Raw genomic sequence first — 15,237 nt, forward strand, 5'->3', positions numbered from 1 at the left:
AAACGGCCACGGTTTCGGCTTGTAAGCGTTTCAACATGCTGTTCAGACGGCCCACGTCTGGGTCTTGCGGGGTCTTACACGGCATTGGCATGCTGCGACATTCCCGCATATAGATATTCTCTAACGGTATTTAAATTGCCGTTCTTATATCTATAAAGTCACTCTCCTGTCTGACCGGGAGTGAACTCATGTCTGCCACCTCTACTGTTCCAACAGCGATCCCTACCGCCCAAACGTTCGAGATTCGCCCGCTGCCCGGCAGCGTCGGCGCCGAGGTTATTGGCCTGGACCTGTCCCGGCCAGTCAATGACCAGGATTTCGCCCGTATCCACCGTGCGCACCTGGATCACCATGTAGTGGTCTTTCGCGACCAACGTATCACCCCCGAACAACAGATTGCCTTCAGCCGTCGCTTTGGCGTGTTGCAGATCCACGTGCTCAAACAGTTCCTGCTGGCCAACCACCCGGAAATCCTGATCGTCTCCAACATCATCGAAAACGGCCAATCCATCGGCCTGGGCGACGCGGGAAAATTCTGGCATTCGGACCTGTCTTATAAAGAACTGCCGAGCCTTGGCTCGATGCTGCATGCCCAGGAGCTGCCCTGCGAAGGCGGCGACACCTTATTCGCCGACATGCACAAAGCCTGGGACCAACTGCCCGAGCATCTGCGCAAAGCGGTCGCTGGCCGCAGCGCCGCACATTCCTATACCGCGCGCTACAGCGAGACCAAATTCGAAGGCAACTGGCGCCCCACGCTCACCCCCGAGCAGTTGGCGCAGGTCGCAGAAGTGGTGCACCCGATTGTGCGCACTCACCCGGAAAACGGTCGCAAGGCGCTGTTCGTCAGTGAAGGCTTCACCACCCGCATCGTCGGCCTGCCCGAAGACGAAAGCCGCGACCTGCTCACCCAGCTCTACGCCCACAGCGTGCTGGCGCAGAACATCTATCGCCACCAATGGCAGCCCCACGACCTGGTGTTCTGGGACAACCGCTCGTTGATCCACCTCGCCGCCGGTTGCCCGAGCCATCTGCGCCGCAAGCTGTTTCGCACCACCATCCAGGGCGACGCGCCTTTCTGATTCGGAGCATGATCATGTCCAGGAACATTCCATTTGCACGATTGGCCGCCACCGTTGGGCTGGGTATCAGCCTGCTGGCCGGCAGCCTGGTAGCCCCGGCGGTTGCCCAGGCGGAAGGAGAGATCCGCATCGCCGAACAATTCGGCATCGTTTACCTGCTGCTCAATGTAGTGCGCGACCAGAATCTCATCGAGAAATACGGCAAGCAGGAAGGTATCGACATCAAGGTCGACTGGACCCAACTCTCCGGTGGCGCGGCAGTCAACGATGCGCTGCTTTCCGGCTCCATCGACATCGCCGGTGCCGGCGTCGGCCCACTGCTGACCATCTGGGATCGCACCCACGGCAAGCAGAACGTCAAGGCCGTAGCGTCACTGGGCAACTTCCCGTACTACCTGGTCAGCAACAATCCCAAGGTCAAGACCATTGCCGACTTCACCGACCAGGACCGCATCGCCGTGCCTGCGGTGGGCGTTTCGGTGCAGTCGCGCTTCCTGCAATATGCCGCCGCCAAGCAGTGGGGCGATAAGGAATTCAATCGCCTCGACAAGTACACCGTCGCCGTCCCGCACCCTGACGCCACCGCCGCGTTGATCGCTGGCGGTACCGAGCTGACCGGGCACTTTTCCAACCCGCCATTCCAGGATCAGGCCCTGGCCAACCCCAATGTGCATGTGGTGTTGAACACCTATGACCTGCTCGGCCCCAACTCACCGACGGTGTTGTTCGCCACCGAGAAATTCCGCAATGACAACCCGAAAACCTACAAGGCGTTCGTCGAGGCATTGACCGAAGCCGCACAATTTGCCCAGAACGACAAAGGCGCCGCCGCCGACACCTACATCCGCGTGACCAAGGCTAAGATCGACCGCGCCGAGCTGCTCAAGATCATCGACAACCCGCAGTTCGAATTCAGCGTCACGCCGAAAAATACTTACCCGCTGGCGGAATTCCTCTACCGCGTCGGCGCCATCAAAAACAAGCCTGAATCGTGGAAGGACTACTTCTTCCAGGACGCCAAGCCCCTGCAAGGAAGCTGAGATGAACGCGCCCCTGCAAGGCCACACGGCCAGCAACCTGCACACCGCCGAGCCGTTGCTGGCGGTGGATAACGTCAGCCTCGAATACCGCACCCCCGAGCGCGTGGTGCGGGCCACCCATCAGGTCAGTTTCGAGATCGACCCGGCTGACCGCTACGTGCTGCTCGGCCCTTCGGGCTGCGGCAAATCCACCTTGCTCAAGTCCATCGCCGGGTTTATCAAACCTTGCGAGGGCGAGATTCGTTTGCTGGGGCAAAAGGTCGAGCAACCGGGCCCGGACCGCATCGTGGTGTTTCAGGAATTCGACCAACTGCCACCGTGGAAAACCGTCAAGCAAAACGTAATGTTCCCGCTGCTGGCGTCCAAGACCCTCAAGCGCCGCGAAGCTGAAGAACGCGCCCTGCACTATCTCGACAAAGTCGGCCTGAGTGCCTTCGCCGACGCCTACCCCCACACATTATCCGGCGGCATGAAGGCCCGCGTGGCCATCGCCCGTGCCCTGGCCATGCAGCCGAAAATCCTGTTGATGGACGAGCCCTTCGCCGCCCTCGATGCCCTCACCCGGCGCAAGATGCAGGAAGAATTGCTGCTGCTCTGGGCAGAGGTGCGCTTCACCCTGTTGTTCGTCACCCACTCCATCGAAGAAGCACTGGTGGTGGGTAATCGCATCCTGTTGCTGTCCCCCCATCCGGGGCGCGTACGCGCAGAAATCCACAGCCATCAATACGACCTGCACAGTCTGGGCGGTGTGGACTTCCAGGCGTCGGCGCGACGGATTCATCGCTTGCTGTTCGATGAAACCAGCGCCGCGGAACCCGAGTTGGGTTTCGCCGACATCCGCATCGCTTACTAAGAGGGCAACCCATGCGCCAGGAATATGAAGTCACCCTCGAACCGCTGCTCAGTGTCCCCGTGGAGCGCGAATTGCCCCTGCGCCAACGCCTGTGGCAACAAGGCTGGCTGCGCAAGGGCCTGATCCTGATTGTGCTCGCGATCCTCTGGGAAGCCGTGGCGCGCTACCAGAACAACGACCTGCTGCTGCCGAGCTTTCTGCAGACGTCCGCCGCGTTGTACGACGGCCTGCTCAGCGGCGAATTGCTGAGCAAGGTGAGCATCTCGCTGGTGGTGCTGATCAAGGGTTACCTGATCGGCATTGTGCTGGCGTTTGCCCTGACCACCTTGGCCGTGTCGACCCAATTGGGCCGCGACCTGTTGAGCACCCTGACCTCGATGTTCAACCCGCTGCCAGCCATTGCGTTATTGCCGCTGGCGCTGCTGTGGTTCGGCCTGGGCCAGAACAGCCTGATTTTCGTGCTGGTGCATTCGGTGTTGTGGGCGCTGGCGCTCAACACCTATTCAGGGTTTCTCGGCGTGTCCGAGACGCTGCGCATGGCCGGTCGCAACTATGGTCTGAAGGGCATGCGCTTTGTGCTGTTTATCCTGATCCCGGCCGCGCTGCCGTCGATCCTCGCCGGCCTGAAAATCGGCTGGGCATTTGCCTGGCGCACGCTGATCGCCGCCGAGTTGGTGTTCGGCGCCACCAGCGGCAAGGGCGGGCTGGGTTGGTACATCTTCCAGAACCGCAACGAGCTGTACACCGACAAGGTGTTTGCCGGGTTAGCGGTGGTGATCCTGATCGGCCTGCTGGTGGAGAACCTGGTGTTTGACACCTTCGAGCGGCTCACCGTGAAGCGTTGGGGCATGCAGCGCTGATCCACCTATCCCTGCTACGATTGCGCCCAGTTCACTCCCCTCTGATCATGAGTGCTTGGCATGCAACTACCGGACATGAACCTGCTGGTCGCCCTCGACGCCTTGCTCGACGAGGGCAGTGTGGTCGGCGCCGCCCGGCGGATGAACCTCAGCCCGGCGGCCATGAGCCGCACCCTCACACGCATTCGCGAAGCTGTGGGCGACCCGATCCTGGTGCGTGCCGGGCGCGGCCTGGTGCCAACGCCCAAGGCATTGCAGTTACAGGGCCAGGTGCGCAACGTGGTGGAGCAGGCCGCGCTGCTGTTTCGCTCGGCTGACCAGGTAGACCTGAGCACCCTGCGCCGCCGCTTCAGCGTGCGCGCCAATGACTTTTTCATCGGTGTGTATGGCGGTCGTCTGTTCGACACCATGGAGCGCGTGGCGCCATTGTGCGAGCTGTGTTTCGTGCCCGAAGGCGACACCGACGACGAAGCCCTGCGCGAAGGGCGCCTGGATTTGCGCGTGAGCAACACCCAGCCGGCAAGCCCTGAGGTCAAGGTGCAGAACCTGTTCTCCACCACCTTCGTCGGCCTGGCGCGGCAGGACCACCCGTTGTTCGACGAGGAGATCACCGCGGCACGTTTCGCCGGCTACTCCCATATCAGCATCTCGCGGCGCGGCATCGCCCGGGGGCCGATCGATACCGCGCTGAATGCCCAGGGCCTGGAGCGCCGCGTGGCGATGATCGCCCCAGGGTTTCACGGCGCGATGTTCATGCTGCCCGACTCCGACCTGATCCTGCCGGTGCCCAAGGAAGCGCTCTACAGCGCCAACCGCCTGAAGCTGCCCCTGCGCGCCTTCCCGCTGCCGATCTCCTTGCCGACTCTGGTGTTGGCCCAATCCTGGCACCCGCGTTTCGACAAGGACCCGGCGCACAAATGGCTGCGCGAAACCATGCGCGAGAGCTGCCACGCCACGTGGCTGGAAGCCCAACCGACCTGAATCTCAAGCGTACACAGGGCAAATGTGGGAGGGTTCTGTAGTAAATCAAGGATTGCGCCTGGCGCACTTATAAGCTGCCGATAAGTAACTTTTTGTCATGGTTTTGCCTGATTAAACTGCTCGGGTATTTACCATTCCGAGTTACCTGTTCATGACTTCCCTCGCTGCCCCCACCCTCGCGGCCGCAGCCAAACCCAGCGCCCTCACCCCGCCCGTGTTCGGCGCGCGCATCATCATCGGCCTGGTCGGGGTGTTGCTGGCGGTGCTGGTGTCCGGCCTCAACGAGATGGTCACCAAGGTGGCCCTCGCCGATATCCGCGGTGCGCTGTACATCGGGTTTGACGAAGGCACCTGGCTGGTCGCGGCCTACACCGCCACCTCGGTCGCGGCGATGGCCTTTGCGCCCTGGTGCGCGGTGACGTTTTCCCTGCGCCGTTTCACCCTGTGCGCCATTGGCCTGTTCACCGTGCTTGGCATCCTGTGCCCGTTCGCACCGAACTACGATAGCCTATTGCTGCTGCGCACCGTGCAAGGCCTGGCCGGTGGCGCGTTGCCGCCGATGCTGATGACCGTGGCGCTGCGTTTCCTGCCGGCCAACGTCAAGCTGTATGGCTTGGCCGGCTATGCACTCACCGCCACCTTCGGCCCGAGCCTCGGCACACCACTGGCGGCGCTGTGGACCGAATACGTCGGCTGGCAGTGGGCGTTCTGGCAGATCGTCGCGCCGTGCCTGCTGGCGATGGCCGCCGTGGCCTACGGCTTGCCCCAGGACCCGCTGCGCCTGGAGCGCTTCAAGCAGTTCAACTGGCGCGGCCTGCTGCTGGGCTTCCCGGCGATCTGCATGCTGGTGATCGGCATCCTGCAAGGCAATCGCCTGGACTGGTTCGAGTCGGGCCTGATCACCTGTTTGCTGAGTGGCGGCAGCGTGTTGCTGGTGCTGTTCATGCTCAATGAGTGGTCGCACCCGATGCCGTTTTTCAAGTTGCAGATGCTCGGTCTGCGCAATTTGTCGTTTGCCCTGATCGTACTGGCGGGCGTGCTGATGGTGCTGACCTCGGTGATCATCATCCCGTCGAGTTTCCTCGCCCAGGTCCAAGGCTATCGACCGCTGCAAACCGCGCCGGTGATGCTGCTGATGGCACTGCCGCAGTTGATCGCGCTGCCGCTGGTGGCTGCACTGTGCAACCTGCGCTGGGTCGATTGCCGCTGGGTGCTGGGGATCGGCCTGAGCATGCTGGTGCTGTGCTGCATCGGCAGCGCACACCTCACCTCGGAATGGATTCGCGACGATTTCTACGGCCTGTACCTGCTGCAAATCTTCGGACAGCCCATGGCTGTGTTGCCGCTGCTGATGCTGTCCACCGGCAGCATTCAGCCACAGGACGGCCCGTTCGCCTCGGCCTGGTTCAACACCGTCAAAGGCCTTTCCGCCGTGGTTGCCACCGGCGTGTTGGACACGTTGACCACCCAGCGCCTGCACTTTCACTCGACCATGCTGGTGGACCGCCTGGGCAATTCGCCCCTGGCCGACGGCAACGCGCCGGGCCTTGCCCATCGGTTGCACGAGCAGGCCGTAGTGCTCACGTCTTCGGATCTTTATTACGTCATGGGCGGCGTTGCCGTGGCGTTGATCCTGCTGATTTTCTGGATGCCCACGCGGATCTTTCCGCCTCGCGCACCGACCTAGCCAAAAGGAATTTTCATGAAACGCAAAGACAAAGTGGCCGTCTCCGTCATCACCATATTTGCCGTCGGTGTGCTGGTGTACCTGGTCGCGCCTGGCTTGTTGGGCAGTAAGCACCAAAGCACCAACGACGCGTTCGTCGCCGCTGACTTCACCTTGGTCGCTCCGCGCGTGGCGGGTTTTATCAAGGAAGTGCTGGTGGAGGACAACCAGCGGGTCAAGGCCGGACAACTGCTGGCGCTGATCGACGACCGAGATTTTCGCGCCGCCGCCCAGGCCGCTGATGCCGACACCTTGGTCGCCCAGGCTCAACTGAAAAACGCCACCGCGACCCTGGAACGGCAAAGCTCGGTGATCGCCCAAGCCCAGGCCACCGTCGCCGCGGACCGCGCCGAAGTGGCCTTCGCCGAACACGAACTGAACCGCTACAACCACCTCGCCGGCGTGGGCGCCGGCACGGTGCAAAACGCCCAGCAAGCCAAGACCCGCATCGACCAGGCCACCGCACGCCTGGCCAATGCCACAGCAGTGCTGGCAGCCGAGCGCAAGCAGGTGGAGATTCTCACCGCCCAGCGCGATGCCGCCGAAGGCGGGCTCAAGCGCGCCCAGGCCGCGCTGGAAATGGCCAGCTATCAGCTGTCCTACACGCGCATCGTGGCGCCGGTCGATGGCATGGTCGGCGAGCGCGCGGTGCGCGTCGGCGCCTATGTGACGCCGGGCAGCAAGATCCTCGCCGTGGTGCCGTTGGCCGAGGCTTACGTGGTGGCCAACTTCCAGGAAACTCAGCTCTCTCACATGCATGCCGGCCAAGCCGTGCAGGTGCGGGTCGACAGCCTCGACGGCGAGTTGCTCAACGGTCATCTGGAGAGCCTCGCCCCGGCGACTGGGGTGACCTTCGCCTCGGTCAAACCGGACAACGCCACGGGCAACTTCACCAAGGTGGTGCAGCGCATTCCGGTCAAAATTGTGCTGGAACCCAACCAGCCGCTGACCGAGCGCCTGCGCGTCGGTATGTCCGTGGAGGCGAGCGTCGACACCCAACCTGTTGCCGTTCAACGTGAGGTGGCGCAGCAATGAAACGCCTTGCCTGGCTCACCCTGAGTCTGATCAGCCTGAGCGCCTGCACCGTCGGCCCGGATTTCCAGCGCCCGCAAAGCCCTCAAGTGGCGCAATGGAACGAGCCCCAAGGCCGCCAAGCCGACAGCCGCGCCATCAGCGACCCACTCCAGGAGCGCTGGTGGGACGTGTTCCACGACGCACAACTCTCGGCCCTCACGCGCCGCGCCCTCACCGATAACCTCGACCTGAAACTGGCCAGCAGCCGCCTGGAACAAAGCCGCGCCGTGCGCCAAGTGACGACCGCCGTGCGCTATCCCAATGTCGAAGCCTCAGGTGCTTACCAGCGCAAACGCAACAGCGGCAAAGGCTTGAGCGACCCATCCGGCGAAAACGGGCGTTCCGCCTTCAACCAGTGGGACGCGGGCTTCTCCGCGTCCTGGGAGCTGGACTTCTGGGGCCGCGTCAAACGCGAAACCGAAGCTGCCGACGCCACCCTGCAAGTCGCCGAAAACGACCGTCGCGCCGTGCTGTTGTCGGTGCTGGCCGAGACCGCCCAGGACTATATCCAACTGCGCGGCGTGCAAAACACCCGTGCCGTCACCGAGCAAAACCTCGACGTTGCGCGCCACAGCCTCAAGCTCTCGCAACTGCGCCTGGCCGACGGTGTAGCGACTGATCTGGACGTGGCCGAAGCCGCTGCCCAAGTCGCCGCCATCGAAGCGCGCTTGCCGGATTTGCAGCAACGCCAGGATCAGCTGATCAACGCCCTGAGCCTGCTGATGGGCGAGCCGCCACAAGCCCTGCACGCGCAGTTGTCCAAGGACGCCGCCGTACCGCAGACCCAGCGCCAAGTTGCCATCGGCCTGCCGTCGCAGCTTGCCGAACGCCGCCCGGATATCCGTCAGGCCGAAGCCCGTTTGCACGCGGCCACCGCCAACATCGGTGTGGCCAAAGGTGATTTCTACCCGCGTATCACCCTGTCCGGCAGCCTCGGCTCCCAGGCCATGCAGCTGTCGGATCTTGGCTCCTGGGGCTCACGAGCCTTCGCCTTCGGCCCTCAGTTCAGCCTGCCGCTGTTCAATGGCGGGCGCTTGCAAGGCATGGTGAATCTGCGCGAAGCCCAGCAACAGGAAGCGGCCCTGGCCTACCAGCAAACCGTGCTGCGCGCCTGGCATGAAATCGACGACCAACTAACCCGCTACAACGCCAGCCAACTGCGCCGCGACAGCCTCGCCGAAGCCGTGCGCCAGAACCAGATCGCCCTGACAACCGCGCAGCATCAGTACGTGGAAGGCGTAGCGGACTTCGTCAACGTGCTCACCGTGCAGAGCGCATTGCTGGCGACGCAGGAGCAGTGGGTGGAGAGTTCTACCGGCGTGTCGTTGGCCATGGTCGGGTTGTACAAGGCGTTGGGTGGGGGCTGGGAGTCGGTGTATCCGCTGCACACCGCCGAGCGCTGAGCAATAAAGAGTTTTGTCAGTCGCGAAATAAGATGTAATGATAATTGCTCTCAATAACTTATCTGAGCGTTTCATGTGCATCGCGACTGACGGCCAGCAACAGCTTCACCTCCTGTACCGCGACCACCACGGTTGGCTGCAAGGCTGGTTGCGCAAGCGCCTGGGTGACCGTGAGCATGCGGCGGACGTGGCTCAGGACACGTTCCTGCGTCTGCTGGTGTCCGGTCGCTTCCCCGGCGACAAGGAAAGCCGCAGCTACCTGGCGCAAATCGCACGTAACCTGGTGATCGATCATTGGCGACGGCTGCGCATTGAGCGCGCCTACCTGGAAAGCATCGCGCACCTGCCCGAGCCTGTATCTCCGTCCCTGGAGACCCGTGCGCTGATCCTCGAAACCTTGATGCAGATCGACGCCATGCTCGACCGCATGCCCGACAACGTGCGCCGTGCCTTCATGTTGTCGCAGTTCGAAGGGCTGAGCTACACGCAGATCGCCGAGCGTCTGGGCGTTTCTGTCAGTTCGGTGCAGAAGTACATGACCCGTGCCATCGTCGCCTGCTATCAGGTGGTCTACGAAGAATGAAACACGACGCGCCTATCGCGCCGGCCATCGTCGAGCAAGCCAGTGAGTGGTTGATGCTGCAATGGGGGGGGGAGTTGCAAGGCGATCAACGCCAGGCGTTTGCCCAGTGGCAGGCCGCAGACCCGGAGCACCGGCGTGCCTGGCAGCGCTTGCAGCAGTTGCAGCACACCCTCGGCGGCGTACCCACTCACAGTGCTCGAGCGGTGTTGCGCGACACCCCGGACACCCAGCGCCGCGCCGCGCTCAAGCTGCTCGGCTTGCTGTTGGCGGCCAGTGGCAGCGGGGTTCTGGTGCAGCGCAGCGAACCCTGGCAAGCGGCGTTTGCCGAGTACCGCACGCGCACGGGCGAGATCCGCCACGTCACCCTCAGTGACGGCACGCGCCTGGACCTTAACAGCGACAGCGCCGTGGACCTGCGCTTCAGTGCTAGCGAACGGCGTGTCCGTCTGGTGCGTGGCGAGATCCTGTTGACCAGCGGCCAGGACCCTTCCCGCCCGCTGATCGTCGAAACCCCAGCCGGTGATGTGCAAGCGTTGGGCACCCGTTTTGCCGTGCGCGAGTTGCCCGACGGCAGTCGCGTCGACCTTTACGAAGGCCGCGTGCGGGTCAGCCCGTTGCACGGCACCGCCGTGCAGATGCAGGCCGGTGAGAGCCTGTGGTTCAACGCGGGCCAAAGCTGCGCGTTGCCTGGGTTGAGTGCCAATACCAGCAGTTGGACCGAGCATCGCCTGATCGCCGAGCGCCAGCCGCTGGGCGAGTTTGTCGCGCAATTGAGTCGCTATCGGCCTGGGCTGCTGCGCTGTGATCAGGCGGTGGCGGGGCTGTTGCTCACCGGCGTATTTCCGCTGGATAACACCGACGCGATCCTCGCGGCCCTAGAGCGCTCACTGCCGGTGCAGGTGCAGGCGGTGACGCGCTACTGGGTGACGATCAAGGCGCGGGTCTGAAAATATTTTCATCACTGCTTGTCGGTTTCGGCTGCCCGCTCGGGATACCTCTTGAAAGCCAATCAAGAAGCGATCTCACGGGGAGTCCTGCAATGCCGCACCACCCAGTCCAACCCTTGGCCCGCGCGCTGCGCCGTGGCTTGTTTGTCAGCCTTTTGGCGACGGTGCCTGTGGCGCCGAGCTTTGTTCAAGCGCAAGAAAGCGCCGAAGCGCAGCACGCCTATAACATTCCGGCGGGTAGCCTCGACCAGGCACTGAATCGCTTTGCCAGCGCGTCGGGCATTTTGCTGTCGGTCGACGCCACGCTCACCGAAGGCAAGCGCACGGCGGGTCTGCAGGGCCGTTATGCGGTAGGGGTGGGGTTGGAGCAGTTGCTGGCAGGCAGCGGTTTGGTCGCCGTGCAATCCCAGGGCAGTTGGTCGTTGCAGGCGAGTTCTGCGGGCGGCCCGTTGCAGTTGGGCGCCACGCAGATCAATGGTCAGCAGGAGCAGGAAAGCGCCTGGGGCCCGGTGGACGGGATTGTCGCCAAGCGCAGTGCGTCCGGCAGCAAGACTGATTCGGCACTGGTGGAAATCCCGCAGACGATCAACGTGATCACCGCCACAGAGATCAAGGCCCGTGGCGCCCAGAGCGTGACCCAGGCGCTGCTCTACACCCCTGGCATGAGCGCCGGCGGCTTCGCTGACCGGGTCAAATTGTTTGACGAACCCACCTCGCGGGGTTTCTCGCCCACGCCGCTGTACCTCGACGGTTTGCACCTGCCTTACGGCGGCGGCAGCACCGGCGGCGCATTGCAGATCGAACCCTACTCCCTGGAGCGTATCGAAGTGCTCAAGGGCCCGGCGTCGGTGCTGTACGGGCAGAACCAGCCGGGCGGTATCGTCAACATGGTGAGCAAGCGGCCCAGCGAAACCCCCGTGCATCAGTTGGTGCTGGAAGCGGGTACGTACGAACACAAAAGTGCCGCCATCGACCTCAGTGGTCCGTTGGATGAGCAGGGGCAATTTCTCTACCGCCTGACCGGCCTGGCCAATGATGGGCAGGACGAAATCAACTACGTCGAAAACAAACGCCAGTTCATCGCCCCCAGCCTCACCTGGCAGCCCAACGACGACACCCGCCTGACCGTCTTCGCCCAGTACCAGAAAGACAAAGGCGTGCCCGAAGCCCAAGGCCTGCCGGCGTCCGGCACCCTCTGGGCCAACCCCAACGGCAAGATCAAGCGCGATCTGTTTATCGGTGAGCCGGGCGTCAACCAGTACAACCGCGAGCAGTACGTGCTGGGCTACGAGCTTTCCCATCGCCTCAACGACACCTGGACCCTCAAGCAAAATGCGCGCTACGCCGAGGTCGACGATCGCTACACCGCGCCGCTGCACGGCTACCGCTTCGTCGCCAACCCGGCCACCGGCGTGCAGGATCAGCGCTACCTGCAACGCTTCGGCGTGGACTGGTCGCAAACCAACAAAGTGTTCGGCGTGGACAGCATCGCCCAGGCCGAATTCGCTACCGGCGTGCTGGACCACACCCTGATCGTCGGCCTGGATTACTACCACTCCAACTCCCAGTTCCTCGGCCTGTACGACCGAAATCCGCCGATCATCGACCTGTTCAAGCCGGTCTACGGTCAGCGTATGAACTTCGGCCAGCCCTATCGCTGGGACCGCACCATTACCCAGACCGGCCTGTACGTGCAGGACCAGATCAAACTGGATAAATGGGCGTTTGTGCTCGGCGGTCGTTACGACTGGGCCAATGTGGTGAACAAGGAACCGATTCAGGACAGCCGCTTCGCCAGCAAGGACCAGGCCTTCACCGGTCGTGCCGGGTTGGTTTACCTGTTCGATAACGGTGTGGCGCCCTTCGTCAGCTACACCGAATCGTTCCTGCCGCTGGCCGGCACCAGTATCGATAAAAAACCGTTCGAGCCGTCCACCGGCAACCAATACGAAGTGGGCGTGAAGTACCAACCGCCCGGCCAGAAGAGTTTCGTACAGGTCTCGGTCTACCAACTGGACCAGGAAAACGTGCTCACCACCAACCCGGTAGATACCACCTACAGCACCCAAAGTGGCGCGATGCGTTCGCGGGGTGTCGAGCTGGAAGCCAAGGCCTCCCTCAGCGATGCATGGGACGTGGTGGCCTCGGCCTCGCGCAACGACGTCAAATACACCAAGGACAACGACGGCCGCGAAGGTCGCCACCCGGCCGGCATCTCACCGCTCACCGCCTCGATGTGGGTCAACTACACCGTGCTCGGCGACACCCCTTTGGCTGGCCTCGGCGCAGGCCTGGGCGTGCGCTATGCCCGTCAGAGCCTGGGTGACTATTACGCAGGCGCTTTCACCGTGCCGTCCTACAGTGTCTATGACGCCAGCCTGAGCTACGACCTGGGCAGTTCGCCGCTGAAACTCAAGGGCGTGAAGCTGGCGATGAACGTGCAAAACCTCACCAACAAGACCTATGTGTCGCAATGCACCAGTGATTTGGATTGTTACTACGGGGAAGGGCGCACAGTGGTGTCGAGTTTGACCTACGACTGGTGAGCCTTTCAGGTGTGTATCAGCAAACAGGTCACATCGTCTTCAGTCGGGTGGGCGTGGAGAGATTGCGCCGCAATGACGGCTAATTGGCTTTCGGGTGAGAGCTCTGCCCAGAAACCGTCTGTTGCCAGAACCCATAATGTATCCGGGGTTACTGGCAACGATTGAACGCGGGGCTCGTGGCTCCTGCGATGACTCATGCAGTTGAGCAGTTGTTTACGGGCCGGGCTGTTGGCAATGAGCGCGTGGCCCAGATCGCCTTTCCAGTTGGGGCCGCAGTGTGGCGAACTGAGCCAGTTCACGGGCTGATTTTTTTCCAGATGCCCCAGGCAGCAATCGCCAGCATGAATGGTGATTGCGGTTTGGCCAAGAACCAGCAAGGCAAGGTAGCTGGCGGAAGCGAATGGGAAGTCGGGGCACAGGTTTGAGTGCACGTCGTTGAATGAAGTGAGCGTCAGCTTCAGCGCCTCATCGAGCGAACGTACTTCAGTTGGCTGTGCGTGGGCGAACGCACCGAGCACATGTTGAATCATGGCTTTCGCCAGTTGACCGCTTCCGGGTTTAGCCGTCCCATCGGCGATGACATAGAGCTGGGCGCCAGCATTGTGCACCCAGCCGCTGAAGTCACGGTTTTCTGCTCTATGAGTACCTTTGCGGCTAAGTCTCAGGCGCAGGGTCAAACGCTCGCTCCTGCATCAATCAATGCAGCGAGACGGCTGTAAATCAAGGCCTCGCGATCGGGGTCTTGGGCTGTGCTTTGGATTACGTCTTGAAACGCCGTCAACTTGAGCAGCGCCGACAGTTGATCGCTCACGAAGCGTCGCAGGTCGACAGGGGCTTGTTTTACTTCTGCTGTCAGTTCCTCCCGGCCGTCAAGTAAAGCAATGATGTCTTCAATGTCGTTGGACATCAGGACGTCGCCGTTACCTCTTCCTTGATACGCCTGCAGTTTTGCGGCGAGAAACCAGGGGGCGGCAAAGACTTTGATGCGGGTGCCATTGGGCAACGCGTAATCAATGGCATGTTCCAGTCCACCGACAAACCAAGTATTAGAGAAACCCAGTACTTTCTCATCGGTGGGCATGAAGTCGACTTTCAGTTCACCCAAGCGCAAGCGGCATGTAACCGTATCCTGGCCTGTGTTTTTGAATCCCTTGATCTTGAGAGTTTCCTCCAGTCGGTACCAGGCTGCGGTGCTTGTCAGGTGGATGACCAAGTCCACGTCATCGGTGCCACGAATGGACTCCTGAGTGTATTCGTCGGTGATCAGCAGGACTGTCGTGCATCCACCCACAAAAGCCACTTGCCGCCGCAGCTCGGCCCCCAGCGCGTCGGCGACTTCCTCAAGCATTTGCAGCATCATTTCCCGGGCGGAGTTCACAGAATCCACTCCCTCAGCATGGCGTCGGCTACTTTGGCTTCGCGGGGGCCTCCTATGCGGATGGCATCAACGAGGGCCAGGAAATGGTAAAGAAGCTCATCTTTTTTTACCGCTCCCGGCACCGTCTTGTACAAGGGCGTGATTTCCTGGCCTTTGCTTTTGCCGTAGGCGTCCGGCCAAACGGGGATGAATTCGCCGCCGCTGATGACCTTTCCCGCCAGGATGGGGGCCGCGAAGGCGGTCGGAATGCCCCGAACGATGGGGCCTGGCTTCACCGGAAAAATATAACGAATGCTGTAAGTGACGAGATCAAGCAGTGCTTTTTTTCTGACGAGAGGCGAACCGTCGTTATTGTCCGTAAACACCAACCCAATTTCGCGGCATCGGCTTAAAGATGAAGATACCTCTGTCTTGCTCAGCCCCAATGCCGATGCGAGGGCTCTTACAGAGTAGCTTTGTTGATTGTCCTGTTCGGCAGGCTCGCTCTCGTCCCAGCCGCGCCAGTCTTCGAGATCAGAAAGCTGAACGGCTTGTATGTCGTTTTCATTTTCAAAAAATTGCTTGATGGTCGAGATGACCGCCCCTTCCGAATCTTGCATCACGGAGAACTCGCGTTTTTTCACGCGCTCCCCCCTGGCCTGCAATTCCAGGCTTATGAGTTTGAACAAGATAAGTACGTCTTGACTTTTCATGGGGCTCCAAACTTAAGTGTCCTCTGTCCGCGGACAGAGGACACTTTCTTGCACGGCTTCAATACCGATGTC

The 15,237-nt window shown here is 61.8% G+C and carries 14 protein-coding genes; 11 read left to right on the top strand and 3 right to left on the bottom strand.

The genetic code is table 11. The annotated features are described in order from the left end of the window. The first annotated feature begins 188 nt into the window (after nt 1-188). The 11 genes from NDJ82_RS18765 to NDJ82_RS18815 all read left to right on the top strand — a co-directional run bounded on the left by NDJ82_RS18765 (nt 189) and on the right by NDJ82_RS18815 (nt 13,095). Nucleotides 189-1,082, top strand: a complete 894-nt coding sequence (locus NDJ82_RS18765) for a TauD/TfdA dioxygenase family protein (RefSeq protein WP_191947098.1) — start codon at nt 189-191, stop codon at nt 1,080-1,082. Between the two features lie 14 nt (nt 1,083-1,096). Then, nucleotides 1,097-2,122, top strand: coding sequence for an ABC transporter substrate-binding protein (locus tag NDJ82_RS18770; protein WP_112192882.1), 1,026 nt, complete (start codon nt 1,097-1,099; stop codon nt 2,120-2,122). Nucleotide 2,123: 1 nt separating this feature from the next. Beyond that, nucleotides 2,124-2,975, top strand: a complete 852-nt coding sequence (locus NDJ82_RS18775; protein WP_099584305.1) for an ABC transporter ATP-binding protein — start codon at nt 2,124-2,126, stop codon at nt 2,973-2,975. Between the two features lie 11 nt (nt 2,976-2,986). Further along, nucleotides 2,987-3,835 carry an ABC transporter permease gene (locus NDJ82_RS18780; protein WP_099584306.1) on the top strand — a complete coding sequence of 283 codons (849 nt, stop codon included), beginning with the start codon at nt 2,987-2,989 and terminating at the stop codon, nt 3,833-3,835. 60 nt (nt 3,836-3,895) lie between these two features. Continuing rightward, nucleotides 3,896-4,816: a LysR family transcriptional regulator gene (locus tag NDJ82_RS18785; RefSeq protein WP_250926059.1), complete on the top strand. Its 921-nt coding sequence runs from the start codon at nt 3,896-3,898 to the stop codon at nt 4,814-4,816. A gap of 151 nt (nt 4,817-4,967) precedes the next feature. Continuing rightward, on the top strand, nt 4,968-6,503 hold the full coding sequence (locus tag NDJ82_RS18790) for an MFS transporter (protein WP_250926060.1): 1,536 nt from the start codon (nt 4,968-4,970) through the stop codon (nt 6,501-6,503). A gap of 15 nt (nt 6,504-6,518) precedes the next feature. Then, nucleotides 6,519-7,577: an HlyD family secretion protein gene (locus NDJ82_RS18795; RefSeq protein WP_099584308.1), complete on the top strand. Its 1,059-nt coding sequence runs from the start codon at nt 6,519-6,521 to the stop codon at nt 7,575-7,577. Beyond that, nucleotides 7,574-9,019, top strand: a complete 1,446-nt coding sequence (locus tag NDJ82_RS18800; protein ID WP_250926061.1) for an efflux transporter outer membrane subunit — start codon at nt 7,574-7,576, stop codon at nt 9,017-9,019. Before NDJ82_RS18795 ends, NDJ82_RS18800 begins: the two co-directional genes overlap by 4 nt. Before the next feature lie 73 nt (nt 9,020-9,092). Continuing rightward, a complete protein-coding gene (locus NDJ82_RS18805) occupies nt 9,093-9,602 on the top strand; it encodes a sigma-70 family RNA polymerase sigma factor (RefSeq protein WP_250926062.1) in 510 nt (169 codons plus the stop codon). After that, nucleotides 9,599-10,549 carry a FecR domain-containing protein gene (locus NDJ82_RS18810; RefSeq protein WP_250926063.1) on the top strand — a complete coding sequence of 317 codons (951 nt, stop codon included), beginning with the start codon at nt 9,599-9,601 and terminating at the stop codon, nt 10,547-10,549. Before NDJ82_RS18805 ends, NDJ82_RS18810 begins: the two co-directional genes overlap by 4 nt. A gap of 92 nt (nt 10,550-10,641) precedes the next feature. Next, on the top strand, nt 10,642-13,095 hold the full coding sequence (locus tag NDJ82_RS18815; protein WP_099584312.1) for a TonB-dependent siderophore receptor: 2,454 nt from the start codon (nt 10,642-10,644) through the stop codon (nt 13,093-13,095). 5 nt (nt 13,096-13,100) lie between these two features. Here NDJ82_RS18815 and NDJ82_RS18820 read toward each other — a convergent pair whose 3' ends face one another. The 3 genes from NDJ82_RS18820 to NDJ82_RS18830 are packed head-to-tail and all read right to left on the bottom strand — an operon-like array spanning nt 13,101 to nt 15,165. Further along, nucleotides 13,101-13,772 carry a protein phosphatase 2C domain-containing protein gene (locus NDJ82_RS18820; protein WP_250926064.1) on the bottom strand — a complete coding sequence of 224 codons (672 nt, stop codon included), beginning with the start codon at nt 13,770-13,772 and terminating at the stop codon, nt 13,101-13,103. Then, entirely contained in the window at nt 13,769-14,455 is a 687-nt protein-coding gene (locus NDJ82_RS18825; RefSeq protein WP_099584445.1) for a hypothetical protein, read from the bottom strand. Before NDJ82_RS18825 ends, NDJ82_RS18820 begins: the two co-directional genes overlap by 4 nt. Nucleotides 14,456-14,469: 14 nt before the next feature. Beyond that, the gene (locus tag NDJ82_RS18830) at nt 14,470-15,165 is read right to left on the bottom strand and encodes a hypothetical protein (RefSeq protein ID WP_099584314.1); all 696 of its coding nucleotides are present in this window, start codon (nt 15,163-15,165) and stop codon (nt 14,470-14,472) included. Nucleotides 15,166-15,237: the final 72 nt, after the last annotated feature.

Origin of the sequence: Pseudomonas sp. SR18, assembly GCF_023701505.1 — a bacterium.
In the GTDB taxonomy this organism is placed as follows: Bacteria; Pseudomonadota; Gammaproteobacteria; order Pseudomonadales; family Pseudomonadaceae; genus Aquipseudomonas; species Aquipseudomonas cyclaminis.

Excerpts from the sequence above, each read along its gene's own strand:
- NDJ82_RS18765 (WP_191947098.1), top strand. The coding sequence starts at position 189 with ATGTCTGCCACCTCTACTGTTCCAACAGCGATCCCTACCGCCCAAACG.
- NDJ82_RS18770 (WP_112192882.1), top strand. The coding sequence starts at position 1,097 with ATGTCCAGGAACATTCCATTTGCACGATTGGCCGCCACCGTTGGGCTG.
- NDJ82_RS18775 (WP_099584305.1), top strand. The coding sequence starts at position 2,124 with ATGAACGCGCCCCTGCAAGGCCACACGGCCAGCAACCTGCACACCGCC.
- NDJ82_RS18780 (WP_099584306.1), top strand. The coding sequence starts at position 2,987 with ATGCGCCAGGAATATGAAGTCACCCTCGAACCGCTGCTCAGTGTCCCC.
- NDJ82_RS18785 (WP_250926059.1), top strand. The coding sequence starts at position 3,896 with ATGCAACTACCGGACATGAACCTGCTGGTCGCCCTCGACGCCTTGCTC.
- NDJ82_RS18790 (WP_250926060.1), top strand. The coding sequence starts at position 4,968 with ATGACTTCCCTCGCTGCCCCCACCCTCGCGGCCGCAGCCAAACCCAGC.
- NDJ82_RS18795 (WP_099584308.1), top strand. The coding sequence starts at position 6,519 with ATGAAACGCAAAGACAAAGTGGCCGTCTCCGTCATCACCATATTTGCC.
- NDJ82_RS18800 (WP_250926061.1), top strand. The coding sequence starts at position 7,574 with ATGAAACGCCTTGCCTGGCTCACCCTGAGTCTGATCAGCCTGAGCGCC.
- NDJ82_RS18805 (WP_250926062.1), top strand. The coding sequence starts at position 9,093 with ATGTGCATCGCGACTGACGGCCAGCAACAGCTTCACCTCCTGTACCGC.
- NDJ82_RS18810 (WP_250926063.1), top strand. The coding sequence starts at position 9,599 with ATGAAACACGACGCGCCTATCGCGCCGGCCATCGTCGAGCAAGCCAGT.
- NDJ82_RS18815 (WP_099584312.1), top strand. The coding sequence starts at position 10,642 with ATGCCGCACCACCCAGTCCAACCCTTGGCCCGCGCGCTGCGCCGTGGC.
- NDJ82_RS18825 (WP_099584445.1), bottom strand. The coding sequence starts at position 14,455 with ATGATGCTGCAAATGCTTGAGGAAGTCGCCGACGCGCTGGGGGCCGAG.
- NDJ82_RS18830 (WP_099584314.1), bottom strand. The coding sequence starts at position 15,165 with ATGAAAAGTCAAGACGTACTTATCTTGTTCAAACTCATAAGCCTGGAA.